18 protein-coding genes and 1 other RNA gene are annotated in these 19,036 nt (G+C 71.4%); 4 read left to right on the top strand and 15 right to left on the bottom strand.

Annotated features, from left to right (window positions below; translation table 11 throughout):
• Positions 1 to 73: 73 nt before the first annotated feature.
• The 3 genes from ACFY8U_RS17835 to ACFY8U_RS17825 all read right to left on the bottom strand — a co-directional run bounded on the left by ACFY8U_RS17835 (position 74) and on the right by ACFY8U_RS17825 (position 2,170).
• Complete coding sequence (locus ACFY8U_RS17835; RefSeq protein WP_361760470.1) at positions 74 to 940, bottom strand: zf-HC2 domain-containing protein; 867 nt, start codon at positions 938 to 940, stop codon at positions 74 to 76.
• Positions 937 to 1,524 carry a sigma-70 family RNA polymerase sigma factor gene (locus tag ACFY8U_RS17830; RefSeq protein ID WP_361439904.1) on the bottom strand — a complete coding sequence of 196 codons (588 nt, stop codon included), beginning with the start codon at positions 1,522 to 1,524 and terminating at the stop codon, positions 937 to 939. The genes ACFY8U_RS17835 and ACFY8U_RS17830 overlap by 4 nt, the downstream gene beginning before the upstream one ends.
• A 94-nt stretch (positions 1,525 to 1,618) precedes the next feature.
• Positions 1,619 to 2,170, bottom strand: a complete 552-nt coding sequence (locus ACFY8U_RS17825; RefSeq protein ID WP_389571041.1) for a CGNR zinc finger domain-containing protein — start codon at positions 2,168 to 2,170, stop codon at positions 1,619 to 1,621.
• A 195-nt stretch (positions 2,171 to 2,365) separates the two neighbouring features.
• Between ACFY8U_RS17825 and ACFY8U_RS17820 the strand changes: the two genes are divergently transcribed.
• Complete coding sequence (locus ACFY8U_RS17820; RefSeq protein WP_389571040.1) at positions 2,366 to 3,049, top strand: hypothetical protein; 684 nt, start codon at positions 2,366 to 2,368, stop codon at positions 3,047 to 3,049.
• A gap of 114 nt (positions 3,050 to 3,163) precedes the next feature.
• Positions 3,164 to 3,646, top strand: a complete 483-nt coding sequence (locus ACFY8U_RS17815; RefSeq protein ID WP_389571037.1) for a DUF1772 domain-containing protein — start codon at positions 3,164 to 3,166, stop codon at positions 3,644 to 3,646.
• A gap of 18 nt (positions 3,647 to 3,664) precedes the next feature.
• On the opposite strand, the gene ACFY8U_RS17810 is transcribed toward ACFY8U_RS17815, so the two are convergent.
• The 3 genes from ACFY8U_RS17810 to ACFY8U_RS17800 all read right to left on the bottom strand — a co-directional run bounded on the left by ACFY8U_RS17810 (position 3,665) and on the right by ACFY8U_RS17800 (position 7,428).
• The gene (locus ACFY8U_RS17810) at positions 3,665 to 4,801 is read right to left on the bottom strand and encodes a uroporphyrinogen-III synthase (protein ID WP_361439427.1); all 1,137 of its coding nucleotides are present in this window, start codon (positions 4,799 to 4,801) and stop codon (positions 3,665 to 3,667) included.
• Positions 4,802 to 4,876: 75 nt separating this feature from the next.
• Positions 4,877 to 6,241 (bottom strand): nitrate/nitrite transporter, encoded by a 1,365-nt coding sequence (locus tag ACFY8U_RS17805; RefSeq protein WP_389571035.1) that lies wholly within the window; start codon positions 6,239 to 6,241, stop codon positions 4,877 to 4,879.
• A 218-nt stretch (positions 6,242 to 6,459) separates the two neighbouring features.
• The gene (locus tag ACFY8U_RS17800; protein ID WP_389571033.1) at positions 6,460 to 7,428 is read right to left on the bottom strand and encodes a LysR family transcriptional regulator; all 969 of its coding nucleotides are present in this window, start codon (positions 7,426 to 7,428) and stop codon (positions 6,460 to 6,462) included.
• 82 nt (positions 7,429 to 7,510) lie between these two features.
• On the opposite strand from ACFY8U_RS17800, the gene ACFY8U_RS17795 reads away from it, so the two are divergent.
• The gene (locus tag ACFY8U_RS17795; protein ID WP_389571031.1) at positions 7,511 to 8,842 is read left to right on the top strand and encodes an MFS transporter; all 1,332 of its coding nucleotides are present in this window, start codon (positions 7,511 to 7,513) and stop codon (positions 8,840 to 8,842) included.
• A 52-nt stretch (positions 8,843 to 8,894) separates the two neighbouring features.
• Here the strand turns inward: ACFY8U_RS17795 and ssrA are convergent.
• The 5 genes from ssrA to ftsE all read right to left on the bottom strand — a co-directional run bounded on the left by ssrA (position 8,895) and on the right by ftsE (position 12,857).
• Positions 8,895 to 9,287, bottom strand: a transfer-messenger RNA (tmRNA) gene (ssrA, locus tag ACFY8U_RS17790).
• 105 nt (positions 9,288 to 9,392) lie between these two features.
• Positions 9,393 to 9,932 carry an SsrA-binding protein SmpB gene (gene smpB, locus ACFY8U_RS17785; RefSeq protein WP_260229596.1) on the bottom strand — a complete coding sequence of 180 codons (540 nt, stop codon included), beginning with the start codon at positions 9,930 to 9,932 and terminating at the stop codon, positions 9,393 to 9,395.
• Positions 9,933 to 9,950: 18 nt separating this feature from the next.
• Positions 9,951 to 11,150 (bottom strand): S41 family peptidase, encoded by a 1,200-nt coding sequence (locus ACFY8U_RS17780; RefSeq protein ID WP_389571028.1) that lies wholly within the window; start codon positions 11,148 to 11,150, stop codon positions 9,951 to 9,953.
• A 78-nt stretch (positions 11,151 to 11,228) separates the two neighbouring features.
• The gene (gene ftsX / locus ACFY8U_RS17775; protein WP_361603287.1) at positions 11,229 to 12,146 is read right to left on the bottom strand and encodes a permease-like cell division protein FtsX; all 918 of its coding nucleotides are present in this window, start codon (positions 12,144 to 12,146) and stop codon (positions 11,229 to 11,231) included.
• A 21-nt stretch (positions 12,147 to 12,167) separates the two neighbouring features.
• Entirely contained in the window at positions 12,168 to 12,857 is a 690-nt protein-coding gene (gene ftsE / locus ACFY8U_RS17770; RefSeq protein ID WP_215071052.1) for a cell division ATP-binding protein FtsE, read from the bottom strand.
• 246 nt (positions 12,858 to 13,103) lie between these two features.
• Here ftsE and ACFY8U_RS17765 point away from each other — a divergent pair, with 246 nt between their 5' ends.
• Positions 13,104 to 13,289, top strand: a complete 186-nt coding sequence (locus ACFY8U_RS17765) for a hypothetical protein (RefSeq protein ID WP_260229592.1) — start codon at positions 13,104 to 13,106, stop codon at positions 13,287 to 13,289.
• A gap of 105 nt (positions 13,290 to 13,394) precedes the next feature.
• On the opposite strand, the gene ACFY8U_RS17760 is transcribed toward ACFY8U_RS17765, so the two are convergent.
• The 4 genes from ACFY8U_RS17760 to ACFY8U_RS17745 form a co-directional block, all read right to left on the bottom strand.
• Positions 13,395 to 14,063: an LPXTG cell wall anchor domain-containing protein gene (locus ACFY8U_RS17760; protein ID WP_389571025.1), complete on the bottom strand. Its 669-nt coding sequence runs from the start codon at positions 14,061 to 14,063 to the stop codon at positions 13,395 to 13,397.
• A gap of 383 nt (positions 14,064 to 14,446) precedes the next feature.
• Positions 14,447 to 15,550, bottom strand: coding sequence for a peptide chain release factor 2 (gene prfB / locus ACFY8U_RS17755; RefSeq protein WP_361603293.1), 1,104 nt, complete (start codon positions 15,548 to 15,550; stop codon positions 14,447 to 14,449).
• 102 nt (positions 15,551 to 15,652) lie between these two features.
• On the bottom strand, positions 15,653 to 16,891 hold the full coding sequence (locus ACFY8U_RS17750) for a serine/threonine-protein kinase (RefSeq protein WP_389571023.1): 1,239 nt from the start codon (positions 16,889 to 16,891) through the stop codon (positions 15,653 to 15,655).
• A 107-nt stretch (positions 16,892 to 16,998) separates the two neighbouring features.
• The gene (locus ACFY8U_RS17745; protein ID WP_361603299.1) at positions 16,999 to 18,693 is read right to left on the bottom strand and encodes a serine/threonine-protein kinase; all 1,695 of its coding nucleotides are present in this window, start codon (positions 18,691 to 18,693) and stop codon (positions 16,999 to 17,001) included.
• Between the last annotated feature and the right edge of the window lie 343 nt (positions 18,694 to 19,036).

The raw sequence follows: 19,036 nt of genomic DNA, 5'->3' as shown, positions 1-19,036 counted from the left end.
TGCGCGGCCACTGAGGCCCCCTTCTGACGTGCACTGGGCAGCCGTCGAGCGTACGCCACAGGGGGGCAAAATGTCAGGCCTCGACCTCCACGAGGCGTTCGCCGTCGAAGGTCCGGACTTCGAAGTGGTCGATGTCGTTGCGGTCCATGGCCGCGCCGCCGTGGACGTAGAGCGGGTTCTTGGCGCTCTCCTGGGTGGCTCCGGGGATGCCGTACCCCCACTTCGGGACGGCCCAGGAGGTCACGGTCTCCTCCTCACCGCTCTTGGAGACGGCGACGAGCCGGCACTTCAGGGGGCCCTTGACGTTCTTGAGCTCCAGGACGGTGTGTGTGCCCCAGCCCTTCTTCTCCAGGCCGACGGTCGCGCTGATCTTCGTCGTCGGGTCGGTGGCCTGGATCTTCTCGTCCATGTGGTTGAAGAAGGCGTCCTCGGCCGGGCTGGTGGGGTGCGGTTCGACCGCCCGGTTCTCACGCTCGCCGCCGGAGGTGGCCACGACGGCGACGGCGGGCCCGCCGATGACGAGGACGGCGGCGGCAGCGACGAGGTACAGGGAGCGGCGGCGACGGCTCGCGCGCTTGGCGCCGACCTCGTCGATGAGCCGGTCCAGGAGCTCGGGTCCTGGCGGGGCGCCGACGGCGTGCAGCGCGACGGGGGTACCCGGGGCGCGGCGGGGGCCGGGCGGGGCGGGCGGCCTGGGTGCGAAGTCGTCGAACGCCTTGTCCGCGTACGGATCGATCGCCGACGAGCCGAAGGCCGCCGGGGCGTCCGCGTCCGCCAGCATGGCGAGCATCGGCTCCATCCCGGCGAACTCCTCCACGTGCGCGGCGCAGAGCTCGCAACCCGCCAGGTGCGCCTCGAAGGCGGCGGTGTCGACATCGTCCAGGATGCCGAGTACGTACGCACCCGCGGCGTCGTGCGGCGGTGTCATGCCGCTGCTCATGCCGAAACCCCCCTCTCCTCCAGCGCGATTTTCATGGAACGAAGTGCGTAGAACACTCGGGAACGCACGGTCCCGGCAGGTATGCCGAGGGTCTCGGCCGCCTCATTGACCGTACGCCCCTTGAAGTAGGTCTCGACCAACACTTCCCGGTGGGCGGGCGTCAAATCTTCGAGAGCGTCAGAGAGCGTCATCAGCCACAGCGCCTTGTCGATCTCGTCCTCCGCGGGCAGGACCTCGAGCGGTGACGGATCGACCTCCTGGGGCCGGGCCTGCCGGCTTCGGTGGCCGTCGATGACGATGCGCCGGGCAACCGTCACAAGCCAAGGTCTGACGGAGCCGGTAGCCCGGTTGAGCTGGCCGGCGTTCTTCCAGGCACGGATGAGCGTCTCCTGCACGACGTCCTCGGCACGCTGGCGGTCGCCGGCGACGAGGCGAAGTACATAGGCGAGCAGGGGCCCGGCATGTTCGCGGTAGAGAGCACGCATCAACTCCTCGTCAGGGACGTCGGGTCGGTGGCGTGACACCTCGCTGCGATGCCGGGCCCGATGCGGACGTTCATCGGCCACGGCCGCATCCTTGCGCACCACGAACCTCCCGGTCGAGTCCCTGTCTGTCGTGGAGAGGTACGGAGTCCGGGCGGGTTCGACTCAACGCCGTGCGAAGTTTTCACGAGATTCTTCAGACGCCTGCCTTCGCCCGTCGGGCTGCCCGATGCCGGGCAACGCGTTCCCGGTTTCCGCAGGTCTCGCTGGAGCACCAGCGGCGGCGGCGCCCGCGGGAGGTGTCGAGGTAGCAGCGACGGCAGTCGTCGCTCTCGCAACGGCGGAGCAGGGCGCGGGCGTCGGGGTCGGTGAGCAGGTCGACGGCGTCGCGGGCGACGGCGGCGAGGAGTGCGCGGCAGTCGGGTTCGTCGCTGAGGGCCCGTACGAGCCCGCCGGTCTCGGTGCGTACGGCGCGGGGCGCGGGGGGCGCGGAGGCGGCGGCGAGGGCGTTGAGCCGCTCCAGGGCGGGCCCTGCGCGCCGCCCGTCGAGCTGAGCGTGCACCAGCTCGAGGACGCAGTCGCGGAGTTCGCGGAAGCGTACGAGCCAGGCGGTGTCGAGCGCGCGGAGCGGCACGGCGGTGGGGACGAGTCCGGCGGCGCGCAGGAAGTCGTCGAGTGCGTCGGTGCGGTCGAGCACGTGGGCGGCCAGATCCAGGCAGATCCGCCCGGAGTCGAACCGTACGGTCATGACCCTGTCACCACCTCGCGGTCGTGGGGCCGGCGGGGAGCCGGCGGGGCGCTGCGACCAGAGTGCCCACCACGGGCGGCCCCCGCTAGAGGGCGGGCCGCCGTTCCTGCCCGGAGGTGTCGCGGCGCGCACCCTCCCCCTGCTAGCTTGAACGCGTTCAAATGAACGCGTTCAAATAATGCGATGGGGGCCGTCATGGGTGTGGGCACGGAGATCGGGCGGGACGGCTACGCAGGCACCCACCGGGCACAGCGGGCGCTCGCCGTCTGCGCGGTCGTCGCCGCCGCTCCGGTGGTGCTGTGGGGGCTGCCCTCGTACTTCGCCGCGATGTTCGTCCTGACCGGCGTTGCCACGGCGTTCCCGCTGTTCCTCGCGTACAGCCGGGCGGCCTTCCGGGGCGCCTGCGTGACGATCGGGCTGCTGCTCCTCGTCTGGGGGGCGGTCGGGGTCCTCCTCGGGATGTTCCTCTTCTGGCCGTCGGCGCTGCTCCTTCTCCTGGCCGCGCTCGCGGACGCGCGCAGACGGCCGGTCGTCGCGAAGGTGACCTTCGGCGTCGGCGCCCTGGTGACGGCCGCGGTTCTCGCGGCCGGCGGCGTCTACCTCTGGCACTTCACGATCGGTCCGGCCCTGGCGGAGCCGCACACCTTCCGGGCGGTCGCCGAATCCGACGCGCCGGCAGGCATCGGAGACACGGAGGAGCGGCTCAAGCCGTTCGGGGCGACCCAGGTGACGGGATCGGAGTCGGACGCGGGCTCGTACCTGGAGGTCCGCTTCCCCGACGACCTGCCCGACGCGCGGCGCGAGGAGCTGAGGAAGGAGATCGGGCTGCTGCCCGGATTCGGCGAGGCCGAGCTGTGCCCGGTGAGCGAGTGCGGCTGACGGGAGCGCGGCCCGCGGACGGACCGGGGGTCGACCGGCACCGTGGACGTCCGCGTATGGAGCGTGGACGCCCATCCATGGTTCCCCCGGCCCGTGGCCGCTTGACTGGGCGTCATGACGGACAACAGGGGTGGGACGGCGGCCGGCACGGTCCTGGGCGCGGCGACGGCGGCGACGGGACTGGTCGCCGGGGTGTGGTTCGCGTACGTGTGCTCGGTGATGCCGGCGCTGGCCCGCAGCGACGACCGGGTCTTCGTGGAGGTGATGCGGAACATCAACGACGTGATTCAGAACCCGGTCTTCTTCACGCCCTTCTTCGGGGCGCTGATCCTGACGGCGGTCGCGGCATGGCAGCTGCGGAGCACCCCGGCGCGGGTCTGGGCGTTCACGGCGCTTGCCCTGTACGTCGCCGTCCTCGTGGTCACCTCCGCGGTGAACGTCCCGCTCAACGACGCCCTCGCGGCTGCCACGGACCCGGTACGGGCCCGCGCGGAGTTCGAGGCCCCGTGGGTGGCCTGGAACCTCGTCCGCGCGGTCCTGACGACGGCGGGCCTCGTCTGCCTGCTGCGTGCGCTCGCGGTGCGCCGGGCGCGGTGACCGCGCCGCATCCCGCCCCTACTGGTCGTACTTCGTGTCCGCCACCGGGTCCAGGGCGAGCCGGTACCCCCGCTTGACCACCGTCTGGATCAGTTTCGGCATACCGAGTGCCGTCCGCAGCCGGGCCATCGCCGTCTCCACCGCGTGCTCGTCGCGGCCCGAGCCGGGCAGGGCGCGGAGCAGGTCGGCGCGGGAGACGACCCAGCCGGGGCGCCGGGCCAGGGTGGCGAGCAGCGCCATCCCGGCCGGCGGGACCGGCCGCAGCGAGCCGTCGACGACGACCGCGTGCCCCCGGATCTCGATGCGGTGGCCCGCCACCGGGAGCGTACGGGCCCGGGACGGCAGTTCCTGGCAGAGCAGTTGCACCAGCGGCCCGAGCCGGAAGCGCTCGGGCTGCAACGTGTCGATGCCGTGCGCCTGCAGCGGCAGCGCCGTCACAGGCCCCACGCACAGCGCGAGCACGTCATGGCGCAGTGCTTCGACGAGTTCGGTCAGCGCTCCCCGGTCCTCCGCCCGCGTCAGCAGCGACGCGGCGGCCGGTGCGCTGGTGAAGGTCACCGCGTCCAGGGTGCCGGACAGCACCCCGTCCAGGAGCCGGTCGAGCGGACCGATGTCCTCCGGCGGCATCCACCGGTAGACCGGGACGCCGACGACCTCCGCGCCGCCCGCCGTCAGCGCCTCCACGAACCCCGGCAGCGGCTCCCCGTGCAGCTGGAGTGCGATCCGACGCCCCGTCACCCCCTCGGCGAGCAGCCGGTCGAGCACCTCGGCCATGGACTCGGAGGACGGCGACCACGACTCGGTGAGCCCGGCCGCCCGTACCGCTCCCTTGACCTTGGGGCCCCGGGCGAGCAGCTCCACGCCCCGCAGGCAGTCGAGGAGCGCCTCGCCGTGGCCCCAGCCGTCCGCCGCCTCGACCCAGCCCCGGAAACCGATCGCCGTCGTGGCGACGACGACGTCCGGGGCGTGGTCGATGAGTTCCTTCGTCGCGGCGAGCAGTTCCGTGTCGTCCGCGAGCGGCACGATCCGCAGCGCCGGGCCGTGGACCACGGCCGCGCCCCGGCGACGGAGAAGCGTGCTCAGCTCGTCGGCGCGCCGCGCGGCGGTGACCCCGACGGTGAACCCCGCGAGGGGCCCCTGCTCTTGCTCGTTCATGACGACCGAGCCTGACGTGGATCCGTGACAGGCTCGGTTCGCCGGTATTTCCTGGCCGTTACGGACCATTTCCGGTCACACCTCGGCGTATCCGCGCTGCGACGTCGTCTCGCCCTCGGCGTCCGCGCCCTCGGCCGTGTCCGGGACGACCGCGGGCCGGCGAAGGTATACCGCCCAGGTCACGACCATGCAGGCCGCGTAGAAGAGCAGGAAGGCGACGAAGGCGGCGGTGCCGGTGCCGGCGGTCTGGAACGACTGCCGGAAGGCCAGGTTGATGCCGAGCCCGCCGAGCGCGCCCACGGCCCCGATCAGCCCCATGGCGGCCCCGGAGAGCCTGCGCCCGTACGCCTCGGCCTGCTCGCCCGACAGCCCCTTGCGGTGCCCCTGGGCGAGGAAGATCGCCGGGATCATCTTGTACGTGGAGCCGTTGCCGAGCCCGCTGAGGACGAAGAGGGCGATGAAGCCGACGAGGAAGACGGTCAGCGACTCGATGACGGAGGCGTACACGACCACACCGGTCGCCACGGCCATCCCGCCGAAGTTCCAGAGCGTGATGCGGGCACCGCCGTGCTTGTCGGCGAGGGAGCCGCCGAGCGGCCGGATCAGCGAGCCGAGGAGCGGGCCGATGAAGGTGAGCGACGCGGCCTGGAGCGGGGTGCGTCCGAACTGGGTCTGCAGGACGAGCCCGAAGGCGAAGCTGTAGCCGATGAAGGAGCCGAAGGTGCCGATGTAGAGGAAGGCCATGATCCAGGTGTGGCCGGCCCTCACGGCCTCCTTCGCGGCGCCGGTGTCGTTCTTGACCGGGGCGAGGTTGTCCATGAAGAGCGCGGCGCAGAGGGCCGCGACGACGACGAGCGGGACGTAGACGCCGAGGACGATCCGCGGGTGCAGGGCTCCTGCGGTGCCGATGACCAGGAGCCCGACGAGCTGGACGACGGGGACACCGATGTTTCCGCCGCCCGCGTTGAGGCCGAGCGCCCAGCCCTTCTTCCGTAGCGGGAAGAAGGCGTTGATGTTGGTCATGGAGGAGGCGAAGTTGCCGCCGCCGACACCGGTGAGCGCGGCGACGAGCAGGAAGGTGCCGTACGAGGTGCCCGGCTCCATCACCGCGTAGGCGACGCCGGTCGGCAGCAGGAGCAGCAGCGCGCTGACGATCGTCCAGTTGCGGCCGCCGAAGCGGGCGACGGCGAAGGTGTACGGGACGCGGATCAGCGCGCCGACGAAGGTGGCGGTCGCGATCAGGAAGAACTTCCCCGCCGGGTCGATGCCGTACTCCGGCCCCATGAACAGGACCATGACCGACCACAGGCTCCATACGGAGAACCCGATGTGCTCGGAGAAGACGGAGAAGAGAAGATTGCGCCGGGCGATCCGCTCTCCTTGTTCACGCCAGAAGGTCTCGTCCTCCGGCTCCCACCGTTCGATCCACCGGCCGCCCATCACGTACCTCCACGGTGTCGGGTCCCGAGCGTCCAGATGCTCTGGACCTCTTGGGGTACGACCCTAGGGAGGCCGCGTTTCGGGGCGGTGGCGGAAAGTGACGGGTGCGGAACCTTGCTCTCACCCGGCGTGCGGATCCGGTGTGAGTACGGAGGTCCCGCTTCCCCTGCATGCCCGCTGCCCCTATAGGCCCGCTCCCCGCGCAGGCCCGCTCCCCTTTATGTGCCCGGCACCCCCGGCTCGCCCTCCGGGAGCCAGGAGTCAGCGGGGCGGTCCAGCCAGCCGTCCCGCGCGCCGATCTCGGCCGCGGCGGTGCGCAGAGCGTCCAGGCCAGGGTGGCGCAGCCCCTTGCGCCACACCAGGCTCACCGGGGAGAGCGGCACGGGGTCGACGAGGGGCCGCAGTACGGAGCCCTCCAGTGGCGGGAAGTCGACGACCGCGAGGACGGGGGTACGGAGTTTGGCCATGATCCGCTGGAACTCCTCCTTCCCCACCGCCATCGGCGCGGGCGGCGCGACGGAGATGCCACGCCCCGCGAAGAGCCGGGCGGCCAGGTCGGTCCACTCCGGGGTCCGGTCGTTGCCGGCGCCCGCGTAGACGCTCTCGCCCTCCAGGGCGGCCAGCGGCACTTCCGCCAGGTGCGCGAGCCGGTGGTCGTCGGGGAGCACGATCGCCATCGGCTCGTACCGGACGAACTGCGAGGCGAGCCGGCCCCGCGTGGACGCGTCGAGCCCGCCGTACCGGCCGAAGGAGACGTCGAGGCGCCCGGCGAGGATCTCGGCGGCGGCCCCGCTCAGCCCGTTCTCGTAGCGGGCCATCAGCTCCTGCTCGGGGGCGAGTTCGCGGGCCCGCTCCATGACACGGCCCCGGGCGGCGAGGCCGGTGCTGTTGAGGTCGACGAGCAGGGGCCTCGCGGCCGCCCGGAAGGCGTCGGCGAGTTCGTCGCAGGCGGCCAGCACCCTGCGGGCGTACGGGAGGAGCCGCGTGCCGTCCGGGGTGAGCGTGACCTGACGGGTCGTCCGCACGAACAGGTCCGCGCCCAGGTCACGTTCCAGCCGCCGGATGTCGCGGGAGAGCGCCTGCTGGGCGACGTACAGGCGGGTGGCGGCGCGGGTGAAGTGCAGCTCCTCGGCGACGGCGGTGAAGGCGCGCAGGAGCCGGGGTTCTATGTCGTACGAAGTGACCACCCGGCATTTAACAACACGGGCGCGTCAATGGCCATGGATCAGGTGTTGGACCGCGGCCGAGGGCTGCCCGGAGGCTGGGAGCATGCCGCACCACGATCTGATGCTCACCCCGGCGGGCCCGGCGCTCGCCCCGCGCTACCGGGAGCCGAACACCCCCGAGCCGCGCACCTCCCCACCGACGACGCGCACCCCCGCGAAGGCCGCCATCCCGAAGCCCCGCACCCCCGCGACCCCCCGCACCGGCTCGTACCGGCGGCTCTTCGCCGTCCCGGGCGCCCGCGCGTTCACCCTCGGGAACCTCGTCGCCCGGCTGCCCATGGGGATGCTCGGCGTCAGCGCGGTGATCATGATCGCGGGGGCGTACGGCTCGTACGCGCTCGCCGGAGCCGTCACCGCGACGGGCATGGCCGCCACCGCCGTCGTCGCCCCCTGGACCGCGCGGCTCGTCGACCGGCACGGGCAGGCCCGGGTCGCCGTTCCCGCCACGGCGCTCGCCGTGCTCGGCTCGCTGGCGCTGCTGCTGTGCGTGCACCACAGGGCGCCGGTCTGGACACTGTTCGTCGCGTACGCGGCGACCGCGACGAGCCCCAACACCGGCGGGATGTCCCGCGCCCGCTGGGCCCACCTCCTGCGCGACGACCACGCCACGCTGCACACGGCCAACGCCTTCGAGCAGGCCGTCGACGAGCTGTGTTTCATGCTGGGCCCGGTCCTGGCCGCGTTCCTGTGCACGGCCCTGTTCCCGGAGGCGGGCACGCTGGTCGGCGCGGTCCTGCTCCTCACCGGTGTGCTGGTCTTCACGGCCCAGCGCTCCACCGAACCCCCGGTCGCGCCCCGCTCCACGACCGCGCCCGGCTCGCTCCTGCGCGGGTCCGGCACGGTAAGGCTGCTCGGCGTCTTCCTGGCCACGGGCGCGGTCTTCGGCGCGATGGAGGTCGTGACGCTCGCGCATGTGGACGGACCCCTGGCCGGCCCGATCCTGGCCCTGCAGGCCGCGGGCTCCTGCGCGGCGGGCCTGGTCTACGGCCGTACGGGCCGCTCGGGCCGGCTGCGCACCTGCCTGGTGGCGATGACCTGTCTGATGACGCTGCCGTTCCTGGGCGCCTCGACCGGCTCCCTGCTCGCCCTGGCGGCAGGGCTGCTCGTGGCGGGCATGGCGACCGCCCCGACGATGGTCACGGGCATGGCCCTGGTCCAGCGTCTGACCCCGCCGGGCCGGCTCAACGAGGGCATGACCCTCGCCGTTACCGCCCTCCTCGCGGGCGTCGCGGTCGGCTCGGCCACCGGCGGCTGGGCTGCGGAGCACGCGCCGTCGACGGCGTACGCCTTCCTGATCCCGCCGGCCGCGGCGGCTCTGGCCCTCGTGCTGGAGGCGACGCGCACGAGGCGGGCGCGGGGCGCCGTCCGGGAATGACAGAGGCCCGGCGGTCGTCGTGACGACTGCCGGGCCTGTGCCCACATGGGATGAGTGGAGATGGCGGGAATCGAACCCGCGTCCAACGGTGCAGAATCAGGGCTTCTCCGTGTGCAGTCCGCTAGGAGTTTCTCAGCCCCGGAGATCACGCGGACAAGTCTCCGACGGGCTCAGTCACTGTTTGATTTCCCTCAGGCCCCCGTGACCGGGGCTAGAGGTTTAGATCCCTAAATGACGCCAGGATCCGGGTCGGGACCTTCCCCGGGCTGACGCTCCTCACAGAGGCTTCTACTCGTTACCTAAAATTAGGCAGCGAGGGCGAAGCGGGAGTTATCGCTCTTGGAGTTGGCGATTATTGGTTGCGACATATGGTTTACGAGATCATTGCCGCTTCCTCGACACGCTTCCCCTGCTTCGACATCCGCTGTCGAAACCGATCATCCCCATGTTGATTTTTCAAGGTGTGCACCCGCTGTGGGGTGCAGGCCCCATGCTACGTGACGACCGCGCACGGTTGCCAGCGCATTAAGGGGAGGCGGCGGCAGGGAGCCTAGACGGCCGCCGCCCGCTGGCGCCGCTTCGCCGCCGCGATCGCCCGGTTCGTCTCGCGCGTGTCCTGCTTCTCCCGGAGCGTCTGCCGCTTGTCGTACTCCTTCTTGCCCTTGGCGAGCGCGATCTCGACCTTGACGCGGCCCTTCAGGAAGTACAGGGCGAGGGGCACGATCGTGTGACCCGTCTCCTGGGACTTCGCCTCCAGCTTGTCGATCTCGGCGCGGTGCAGGAGCAGCTTGCGCTTCCGCTTCGCCGAGTGGTTGGTCCAGCTGCCCTGCATGTACTCGGGCACATGGATGTTGTGCAGCCACGCCTCGTGCCCGTCGATCTGCACGAAGCCGTCGACCAGCGACGCCCGGCCCATCCGGAGCGACTTCACCTCGGTGCCCATGAGCACCACACCGCACTCGTAGGTGTCGATGATGTGGTAGTCGTGGCGCGCCTTCTTGTTCTGCGCGATGATCTTGCGCTCAGGACCCTTCTCCGGGTCCTTCTTCTTGGCAGGCTTGCCCTGCACGTTCACGAGTCCCTTTGCCATAGTGCGGCCATTTTCGCACTACGAGCCCCCTCCGAGGCCACTCAATACTGTTCTGGCCCGCTCCTCGGCCCGCTCACCGGTGGTGTCACTGACGACCAGGTCGGGTGTGATGCCCAGGCCGTCGACGCCGTGTCCGGAGGGGGTGCGGTAGTGGCCGACGGTCAGCTCGGCGACGGAGCCGTCGGGCAGCGCGCTCGGCATCTGCACGGAGCCTTTGCCGAAGGTGCGTGAGCCGACGGTGACGGCCCGGCCGCGGTCCTTCAGAGCGCCGGTGAGCAGCTCGGCCGCGCTCATCGTGCCCCCGTCGACCAGCGCCACCACGGGCCGCCGGGTGTCGCCTCCGCTCTGCGCGTAGAGCGCCCGCTGCTCGCCGTCGACGTCGTACGTGGCGACCAGGCCGCCGTCGAGGAAGGCGGAGGCGGCGACGGTGGCCTCGGCGACCAGGCCGCCGGCGTTGCCCCGCAGGTCCAGGAGGACTCCGGCGCCGGCCGGGGCGCGCCGTACCGCGTCCCGTACCCGCTCGCCCGCGCCCTTGGTGAAGGCGGTCACCTTGATCAGTACCGTCCCGTCGTCGAGACGGCGCACGGTGACGTCGTCGGTGGCGAGCCGGGCCCGGGTCAGGGTCTGCGTCCAGGCGGAGCGGCCGCGCTCGACACGGAGGGCGACGGTGGAGCCGGCCTGCGCGGCGCCGTCGCCGCGCAGCAGGGAGACGACCTCGGAGACGGAGAGGGCGGCGGTGTCGCGTCCGTCGACGGTGAGGAGGCGGTCGCCGGCGCGCAGCCCGGCCAGTGCGGCCGGTCCGCCGGCCTGGACGCGGCTGATCTCGATCCGGCCGGTGCCCGCCTTCCGCGCGGAGAGTCCGACGCCGGTGTACGAGCCGTCGAGGGCCTGCTCGAACTCCTCGAACTCGGCGGGTCCGTACACCGCGCCCCAGCGGTCGCCGCTGCGGCTGACGAACTCCTCGGCGGCCTGCTGGCCGGACTTGCCGTCGGCCATGGCCTCGGCGGCGGCTCGGGAGAGGTCGGCGGGGTCGACGGTGTCGCGCACGGCGGTCTGTTGGGCGCGCTTCACGGTGGCGGCCTCCTGCCGGGGCAGGGAGCCGGTGGCCGCGGCCGTGGCGAGCACTCCGGCGAAGACCAGCGTCAGGGCAGCCCCACGGAGAACTCCGCGGGGCCGGAGACAGAGGTCGGGGCGGGAGCCCGGGTCGACGGCCGACATGGCGCCCACTCTAGGACAAGCGAAAGGCGCCGTACGGTGGTTGACCGTACGGCGCCCGGGACACTCAGGGGTCTCTTCTCACACCTTGAGGTACTTGCGCAGTGCGACGAAGGCCGCAAGGGACGGCATCAGGAGACCGATCACGAGGACGAGCGGCAGCACCGAGAGGACGGCGTCCCAGCCGATGAAGTTGACGAGCTGCATCTTCTCGGCGAGCGCGATGCCGTGGTCGATCAGGAAGTACCGCCCGACCAGGAGCATGACGCAGGCGACGGCGCCGCCGAGGAGACCGGCGAAGGCGGCCTCCATGATGAACGGCATCTGGATGTAGAAGCTGGAGGCGCCGACCAGTCGCATGATGCCGGTCTCACGCCGTCGGCTGAAGGCGGAGACGCGCACCGTGTTGACGATCAGCATCAGCGCGATGACCAGCATCAGCGCCATGACGCCGAGAGCGGCGACGTTCATGCCGTTCATCAGGTCGAAGAGGTTCTGCAGGATGCCGCGCTGGTCCTGGACGGACTCCACGCCGTCCCGACCGGCGAAGGCCGTGGCGACGACCTTGTACTTCTCCGGGTCGTCGAGCTTGACCCGGAACGACTCCTGCATCTGGTCGGGCGTGATGACCGACGCGATGGCGGTGTCGCTGTACTGCTCCTTGTAGTGCTTGTAGGCCTCGTCGGTGGACTCGTGGTGCACGGTCTCGACGATGTCCATCTTCTTCAGATCGGCCTCGATCTGTTCCTTCTGCTGCGCGGTCACCGCGCCCTTGGCGCACTTGGTGGAGGCGGCCGCGTCGTTCTTGTTGCAGAGGAAGATGGAGACGTTGACCTTGTCGTACCAGTAGTCCTTCATCGTGCTGACCTGCTCGCGCATGAGCAGCGCGCCGCCGAACAGGGCGAGCGAGAGGGCCACGGAGACGATGACGGCGAAGGTCATCGTGAGATTGCGCCGGAGGCCGACGCCGATCTCGGAGAGCACGAACTGAGCGCGCATGGTGTTCTATCCCCTACCTGCTCAGTGCTGGTATCCGTAGACGCCGCGCGCCTGGTCGCGGACGAGGCGGCCCTTTTCGAGCTCGATGACGCGCTTGCGCATCTGGTCGACGATGTTCTGGTCGTGGGTCGCCATGACGACGGTGGTCCCTGTCCTGTTGATGCGGTCGAGCAGCTTCATGATGCCGACGGAGGTCTGCGGGTCGAGGTTGCCGGTGGGCTCGTCGGCGATCAGCAGCATCGGGCGGTTGACGAACGCGCGGGCGATCGCGACGCGCTGCTGCTCACCGCCGGAGAGCTCGCCGGGCATCCGGTCCTCCTTGCCGCCGAGGCCGACGAGGTCGAGGACCTGGGGCACGGCCTTGCGGATCTCGCCGCGCGGCTTGCCGATGACCTCCTGGGCGAAGGCGACGTTCTCGGCCACGGTCTTGTTGGGCAGCAGCCGGAAGTCCTGGAAGACGGTTCCGAGCTGGCGCCGCATGTGGGGCACCTTCCAGTTGGACAGCCGGGCGAGGTCCTTGCCGAGGACGTGCACCTGGCCATGGCTGCAGCGCTCCTCGCGCAGGATCAGCCGGAGGAAAGTCGACTTTCCGGAGCCGGAGGAACCGACGAGGAAGACGAACTCCCCCTTCTCGATCTCCAGGGATACATCCCGGAGCGCGGGGCGGTTCTGCTTCGGATAGGACTTGGAGACGTTGTCGAATCGGATCACGGATGCACCACGGTCGGCCGGGAGTAGGTGTGCGCGACCTTACGCGACCGACGATGGCGCGCGCAGTCGCGGTCCCGGCTTGCGTGCTTTATCCTTTTCGCCCTTCGGGGCGGAAGCGATGCGATCCGGGTGTAATCCGACGGGGCGCGCCGAAACGCCTCGGAGCTGGCACAGTGGTAGGGGGAACGCGCGGGTGCCACCGGGCGTTGTCCTTGATGTGGACCCTGTGCGGGAGGAGGAGAGCGCATGACCTATGACCGACTGGTGTGCGCCAACTGCGCGGCCCCCGTCGCAGAGGGCCGCTGCCCTGTCTGCCGCGCGAACCGGGAACGCCTCGACCCGTCGACGGGCCTGACCCCGGCGATGCTGCTGGCGCTCGTGGTCGCCCTGGTGGCGATGGTGGCGCTGCTCGCGGCGCTTCAGACCGCGTAGGGCCCCGCAGGGCCCCCCGCATACGAGCCGGACACGAGAGAGGGCCGGGGGTGCGCCCCCGGCCCTCTCTTTCATGCCCTTACGACCTGACGGTCACCGAACCGCTCAGACGGCGGCGCGGCCACCGCCGACCAGACGCGGGAGCATCCGGAAGCCGATGCCACCGGCGATCATGGTCGCGGCACCGATGATCAGGAACGAGGTCTCGGCGGCGCCGGTCTCCGCCAGCTCCTCCTTGGCCTTGCCCTGCTCGACGGGCTGCGAGCCGGCGTTGTCGGTGTCGGGGTTGTTGTTGACGCACTCGGCGCCGTCGACATCGACGATGCAGGTGCCGGCGTCGTCGGTGGAGTCGTCGCTCGGCGCCGTCGGCGAGGGCGTCTCACCCGGCTTGGTCGGCGTCGTCGTCGGCGGGGCCGTCGTCGGCGGGGTCGTGACCGGCGGCGTGGTCACCGGCGGCGTGGTCACCGGCGGAGTCGTGACCGGCGGGGTCGTCACCGGCGGCGTGGTCACCGGCGGGGTCGTCACCGGCGGCGTGGTCACCGGCGGAGTCGTGACCGGCGGCGTGGTGACCGGCGGCGTGGTGGGCGGGTTGGTGTCACAGCCGGGCGTGCCCGGGATGCAGGTGGGGTCGACCTCAGGCAGCTCGGCCTGGACGCCGATGTTCAGGTCGACACCCACAGCCTGAGCGGCGCCGGCCGCGGTCAGGGACGCACCGGCGGCGATCACCGCACCTGCGGCTATCCGTGCGAAACGGACCCGCGTCTTCTTCGTCATGTGCCTGCTACCCCCAGTAGCTCAATCTCGTCATGGAGCCGCGTTCGGGGCCACGGGCACGGGGGCGGCGTGATCACTCAACCAGCCCCCGGTCACACACGCCCCATAGATACGCATGCCGCGTGCCACCCTTCCGAGTTTCCGCATACGCGTCAAGGTCGTTGCGCGTGCGATGCCCGAAAGATCACGAGTTGCCTGCCATGCGGGGATGCAACTGTGACGTAAACGTGGAACTGCCGCCCTGGTGAGGCCAGTTCCCTTGTCGACAAAGCGTCAGATACGGCCGTTCCCCGCTTGCGCCCGTAAACGGCATCCGCGCTCGGAGATGCGACGACGGCGCCGGTCCCTCGGAGGGGCCGGCGCCGTCGTGCGTGCCGTTCGGTCTACTTCTCCTGCTGCTTGCGCCAGCGGATGCCGGCCTCCAGGAAGCCGTCGATCTCGCCGTCCAGGACCGACTGCGGGTTGCCGACCTCGAACTCCGTACGGAGGTCCTTGACCATCTGGTACGGGTGCAGGACGTACGAGCGCATCTGGTTGCCCCACGAACTGCCGCTGTCCTTCAGGGCGTCCATCCGGGCGCGCTCCTCCTGGCGCTGGCGCTCGAGGAGCTTGGCCTGGAGGACGTTCATGGCGCTCGCCTTGTTCTGGATCTGGGAGCGCTCGTTCTGGCAGGAGACCACGATGCCCGTCGGGAGGTGCGTGATGCGCACCGCCGAGTCGGTCGTGTTGACGCCCTGGCCGCCCGGGCCCGAGGCGCGGTAGACGTCCACGCGCAGCTCGGACTCGTCGATCTCGACATGGTCGGACGACTCGACGACCGGCAGGATCTCGACGCCGGCGAACGACGTCTGACGACGGCCCTGGTTGTCGAACGGGGAGATACGGACCAGACGGTGCGTGCCCTGCTCGACCGAGAGCGTGCCGTACGCGTACGGCGCCTTGACCACGAACGTGGTCGACTTGATGCCGGCCTCTTCCGCGTACGAGGTCTCGTAGACCTCCGTGCCGTAGCCGTGCCGCTCGGCCCACCGCAGGTACATGCGCTGGAGCTGCTCCGCGAAGTCGGCCGCGTCGACGCCGCCCGCCTCGGCGCGGATGTTGACCAGCGCCTCGCGCTCGTCGTACTCGCCGGAGAGGAGCGTACGGACTTCCATCTCGTCCAGCGCCTTGCGGACGGAGACCAGCTCCGTCTCCGCCTCGACGCGCGTGTCCGGGTCGTCCATCTCCTCGGCGAGCTCGAAGAGCACCCCGAGGTCGTCGATCCGGCCGCGCAGGGCCTCGGCCTTGCGGACCTCGGCCTGGAGGTGCGAAAGCTTGCTGGTGATCTTCTGCGCCGCCTCCGGGTCGTCCCAGAGGGACGGGGCCGCGGCCTGCTCTTCGAGCACGGCGATGTCTGCCCTCATCTGTTCGAGGTCCAGTACGGCCTCGATCGACCCCATGGTCGAGGAGAGGGACTTCAGCTCTTCGGATACATCGACGACTGCCACGCGTCCAGCGTAACGGCTCACCGCAAATGCCAGACCCCGCCGACCTCCGCCGAACCCACCGGCCTCGCCGCCGACCCCACGGACCTCACCCTGCGGCCGCGGCTACGGCTCCGTCGTCGTCTTCGAGTCCTGCGGCGGTGCGGCGCCGTCCTCGGCGGTCGCCAGGTAGCCGCCCACGCCCAGCGCGCCCGCGACGACGACCGCCGCGATCGAGAGGGTGATCCGGCGCTTGCGGACCGTCCCGGCCTTGTGGCGGGCCGAGCCGGGGCGCCGGGCGCTCGCCGAGCGCGGGGCGCGGGCGGTGCCCAGGGGGCCGCCCGCGAGCTCGTCGGGGGCGGGGACGCGCATGGAGGTGTGGGTGTCCCGGTTGGAGTCGGGAGTGGCGCCGGGGACCAGCGGGACGGCGGCCCGGCGGGGGGCGGCGCGCCCGCCGCCCGTCGGGTACGGGTCCTCCTCGCGCGGCTCCGGCGCCTGCTGCTCCGCGTCGTCGGGTTCGTCCACGTCCAGCGGGGGCAGCCCGGCCAGCAGCGGCAGGCACTCCCGCAGCCGGCTGGCCAGCTCCGAGGCGCGCAGCCGGGAGGCCGGGGCCTTGGCCAGGCACTGGACGATCAGCTGCCACAGCTCCTCGGGGATGCCCGGCAGCGGTACGACCGTCTCGGTGACGTGGCGGCGCAGCACGGCGCCCGGGTGGCCGCCGCCGAAGGGCGTGAAGCCGGCCAGGAGCTCGTACAGGACGGTCGCGAGGGCGTAGATGTCGACCGCGGCGCGCGGCGGCAGGCCCTCGACGATCTCCGGGGCGAGGTAGTCCGGCGTGCCGATGATCCGGGTCGCCTTGGTGCGGCCCGGGGTGTCGATGAGCTTGGCGACGCCGAAGTCGGTGAGGAGCGCCGGGTGGGCGCCGCCGGGGCCGAGCGGGCCCTCCATGTCGAGCAGGATGTTCTCCGGCTTGACGTCACGGTGGACGACTCCCGCGGCGTGCGCGGCGGCGAGTCCGTCGGCGACGTCGGCGATGATCGCGACGGCCGCCTCGGGGGCGAGCCTGCGCTCGCGGTCGAGGCGGGTGCGCAGGTCGGTGCCGCGGACCAGGTCCATGACGAGGGCAAGGTCGTTGCCGTCGACGACGAGGTCGCGGACGGAGACCACCCGGGGGTGGCCGAGACCGAGGAGGGCGGTGCGCTCCTGGACGAAGCGGCCGACGAGCTCCTGGTCCGAGGCCAGGTCCTCGCGCAGCAGCTTGATGGCGACGGGGCCCTCGGGGCCCTCGCCGAGCCACACCGTGCCGGCGCTGCCCCGACCGAGGATCTGGTGGGCCGTGTAGCGGCTGCCGATATTCCGTGCCAAGACTGCTCCCTCAGCGGCTGGCGGACGCGTCAAAGTTACGCGTCCGCGGCCGCCGGTCGTCACTTCCCAGGGGAAATCACCCCTCGGAAGTCGATAAATCGGCAGTACTACTGCCCCGTACCGCCGGTAGTAGTACCACTGCCGGTGCCCGTCGAGTCCGCCAGGCCGGAAACCCAGTCGGTGAAGGACGAGATCCCGTCACCGAGGGCCTCCCAGTAACCCTTGCCTTCGGCGATCCAGCTCTGGAGCGGGGTCAGCTCCCAGATGAGCCAGCCCGCGACCACGAAGAGCAGGACCGAGAAGAGACAGCCCTTCAGGCAGCCGAGCCCGGGGATCCGCATGGGGTTGGCGCCGCGCCGGCGCGGCGCACGCGGCTCGCGGGGCGCCGGCGGCTGCGGAGTCCGCGGAGGCGGCTGCGGCGGGTTGTACGCCTGCTGGGGCCCTGCGTACTGCTGCGGCTGGCGCTGCTGGCGCTGGGGCTGCTGAGGCGCGTACTGCTGCTGGGGCGGCTGCTGCTGGTACCGGGGCTGCTGGGGCTGCTGGTACGGCTGCGGCGGCGCCTGCTGGTGCTGCGGCGGCTGCGGCTGGCGCTGCGGACGGCGGCGCAGCGGGTCCTCGCTCGGGTCCAGGTACTGGACCTGCGTCTGCTCGTTGCGGTCGCGGGCCGCGCGCAGCTGGTTCTGCCAGGGGTGCGGCTGCTCCTCGTTCGGAGCGCCCTGCGGCGGCTGCGGCGGTACGGGAGGCATGACCGCGGTCGGGTCCGCGCCGCCCATCGGGCCGGACGTCTGCATGACGCTGGTCGGCGCGGCCGGGTCGTAGTGCGAGCCCGCCCCGCTGGGCAGCACCTGGGTCGGGTCGGCGGCGCCGGGGGTCTCCGGGACCGGCGCGGGTGCCGGGTCAGGGGCGAGCAGCGCGCCGACACCGTCGGCGGCCTCGATCTGCGCGGGCGTGGCGTGCACACCGATGCCGGCGGCGACGGCACGCAGGCCGCGGGCCAGGTTCTGGGCGCTGGGCCGCCGGTCGGGGTCCTTGCTCAGGCAGCGCTCTATGACCGTCCAGAGCGGGCCAGGGACGGTCGAGGGGCGCCGCGGCTCCTCGCTGAGGTGGCGGTGCAGCACTTCGAGGGCCGTGCCGCCGGCGAACGGGGGACGGCCGGTGACCAGCTCGTAGAGCAGGATGCCCGCGCCGTAGATGTCCACGGCGGAGGTCTGCGGACGGCCCTCGGCGGACTCCGGCGCGACGTACGCGGGCGTGCCGACGAATTCGTGCGTACGGGTCAGGCCCGGGGAGTCGGCGAGGCGCGCGATGCCGAAGTCGGTCAGCATCGGGTGCATCTGGCCACCCTGCTCCGAGACCAGCACGTTGGCGGGCTTGAGGTCGCGGTGGACGACGCCGTCGGCATGGCTGGCGGCGAGCGCGTCGGCGATCTGGGCCGTGAGCAGCGCGGCGGCGACCGGGGTGAGCGGGCCGTTCTCGCGGATGTAGCGGTGCAGGTCCGGGCCCTCGACGAGGTCCATGACCAGCGCGAGGACATCGCCCTCGACGACCAGGTCGCGGGTGCGCACGATATTGGGGTGGGTGAGCCGGAGCAGCACGGACCGCTCGCGCAGAAAGCGCATCACGATGTCCGCGTCGTTGGCCAGCTCCTCCTTGAGGACCTTGATCGCCACGGTCTCGCCGGGCTGGCCCTGCACGGCCGCCTCGGCGCCCGCGGCCTCCCTCTGGCGGGCTCGCCAGACGGTGCCCGTGGCGCCGCGTCCGAGCGGCTCCTCGAGCAGGTACTTGCTGCCGATTGGCCGCACGTCACGCGCTCCCTGCTGATCGTGGTCCTGGGGGTCCCGGGTCTCTGTCCTCTGTTGTGACCCGTCCGGGTGTCCGACCCACTTTAGTGCCGCCGAACGAGTCGGGGGTCGACCCCAAGACGGCTGATTCCCACGCCGGACTTGTCCGAAAACAAGACGCTCCTCGCGCACCGCTGGTTGCCACCGAGATCGGAAGGCGTACTCAACCAGGCACTTTTACGTCCACAGCCGACCATTCAAGATCACTTGGAGGCGACCCGCGGGCGGGTTGTCAGCGGCAGGTGCGAGGATGCACACAGCACGCGCGTCGAGGGTCGGGAGCCCCCGCGCCGTGCCGACCTGT

The sequence above is a fragment of the Streptomyces sp. NPDC012508 genome, from assembly GCF_042902595.1.
In the GTDB taxonomy this organism is placed as follows: Bacteria; Actinomycetota; Actinomycetes; order Streptomycetales; family Streptomycetaceae; genus Streptomyces.
This window is presented reverse-complemented; position numbering and strand designations above follow the sequence as displayed.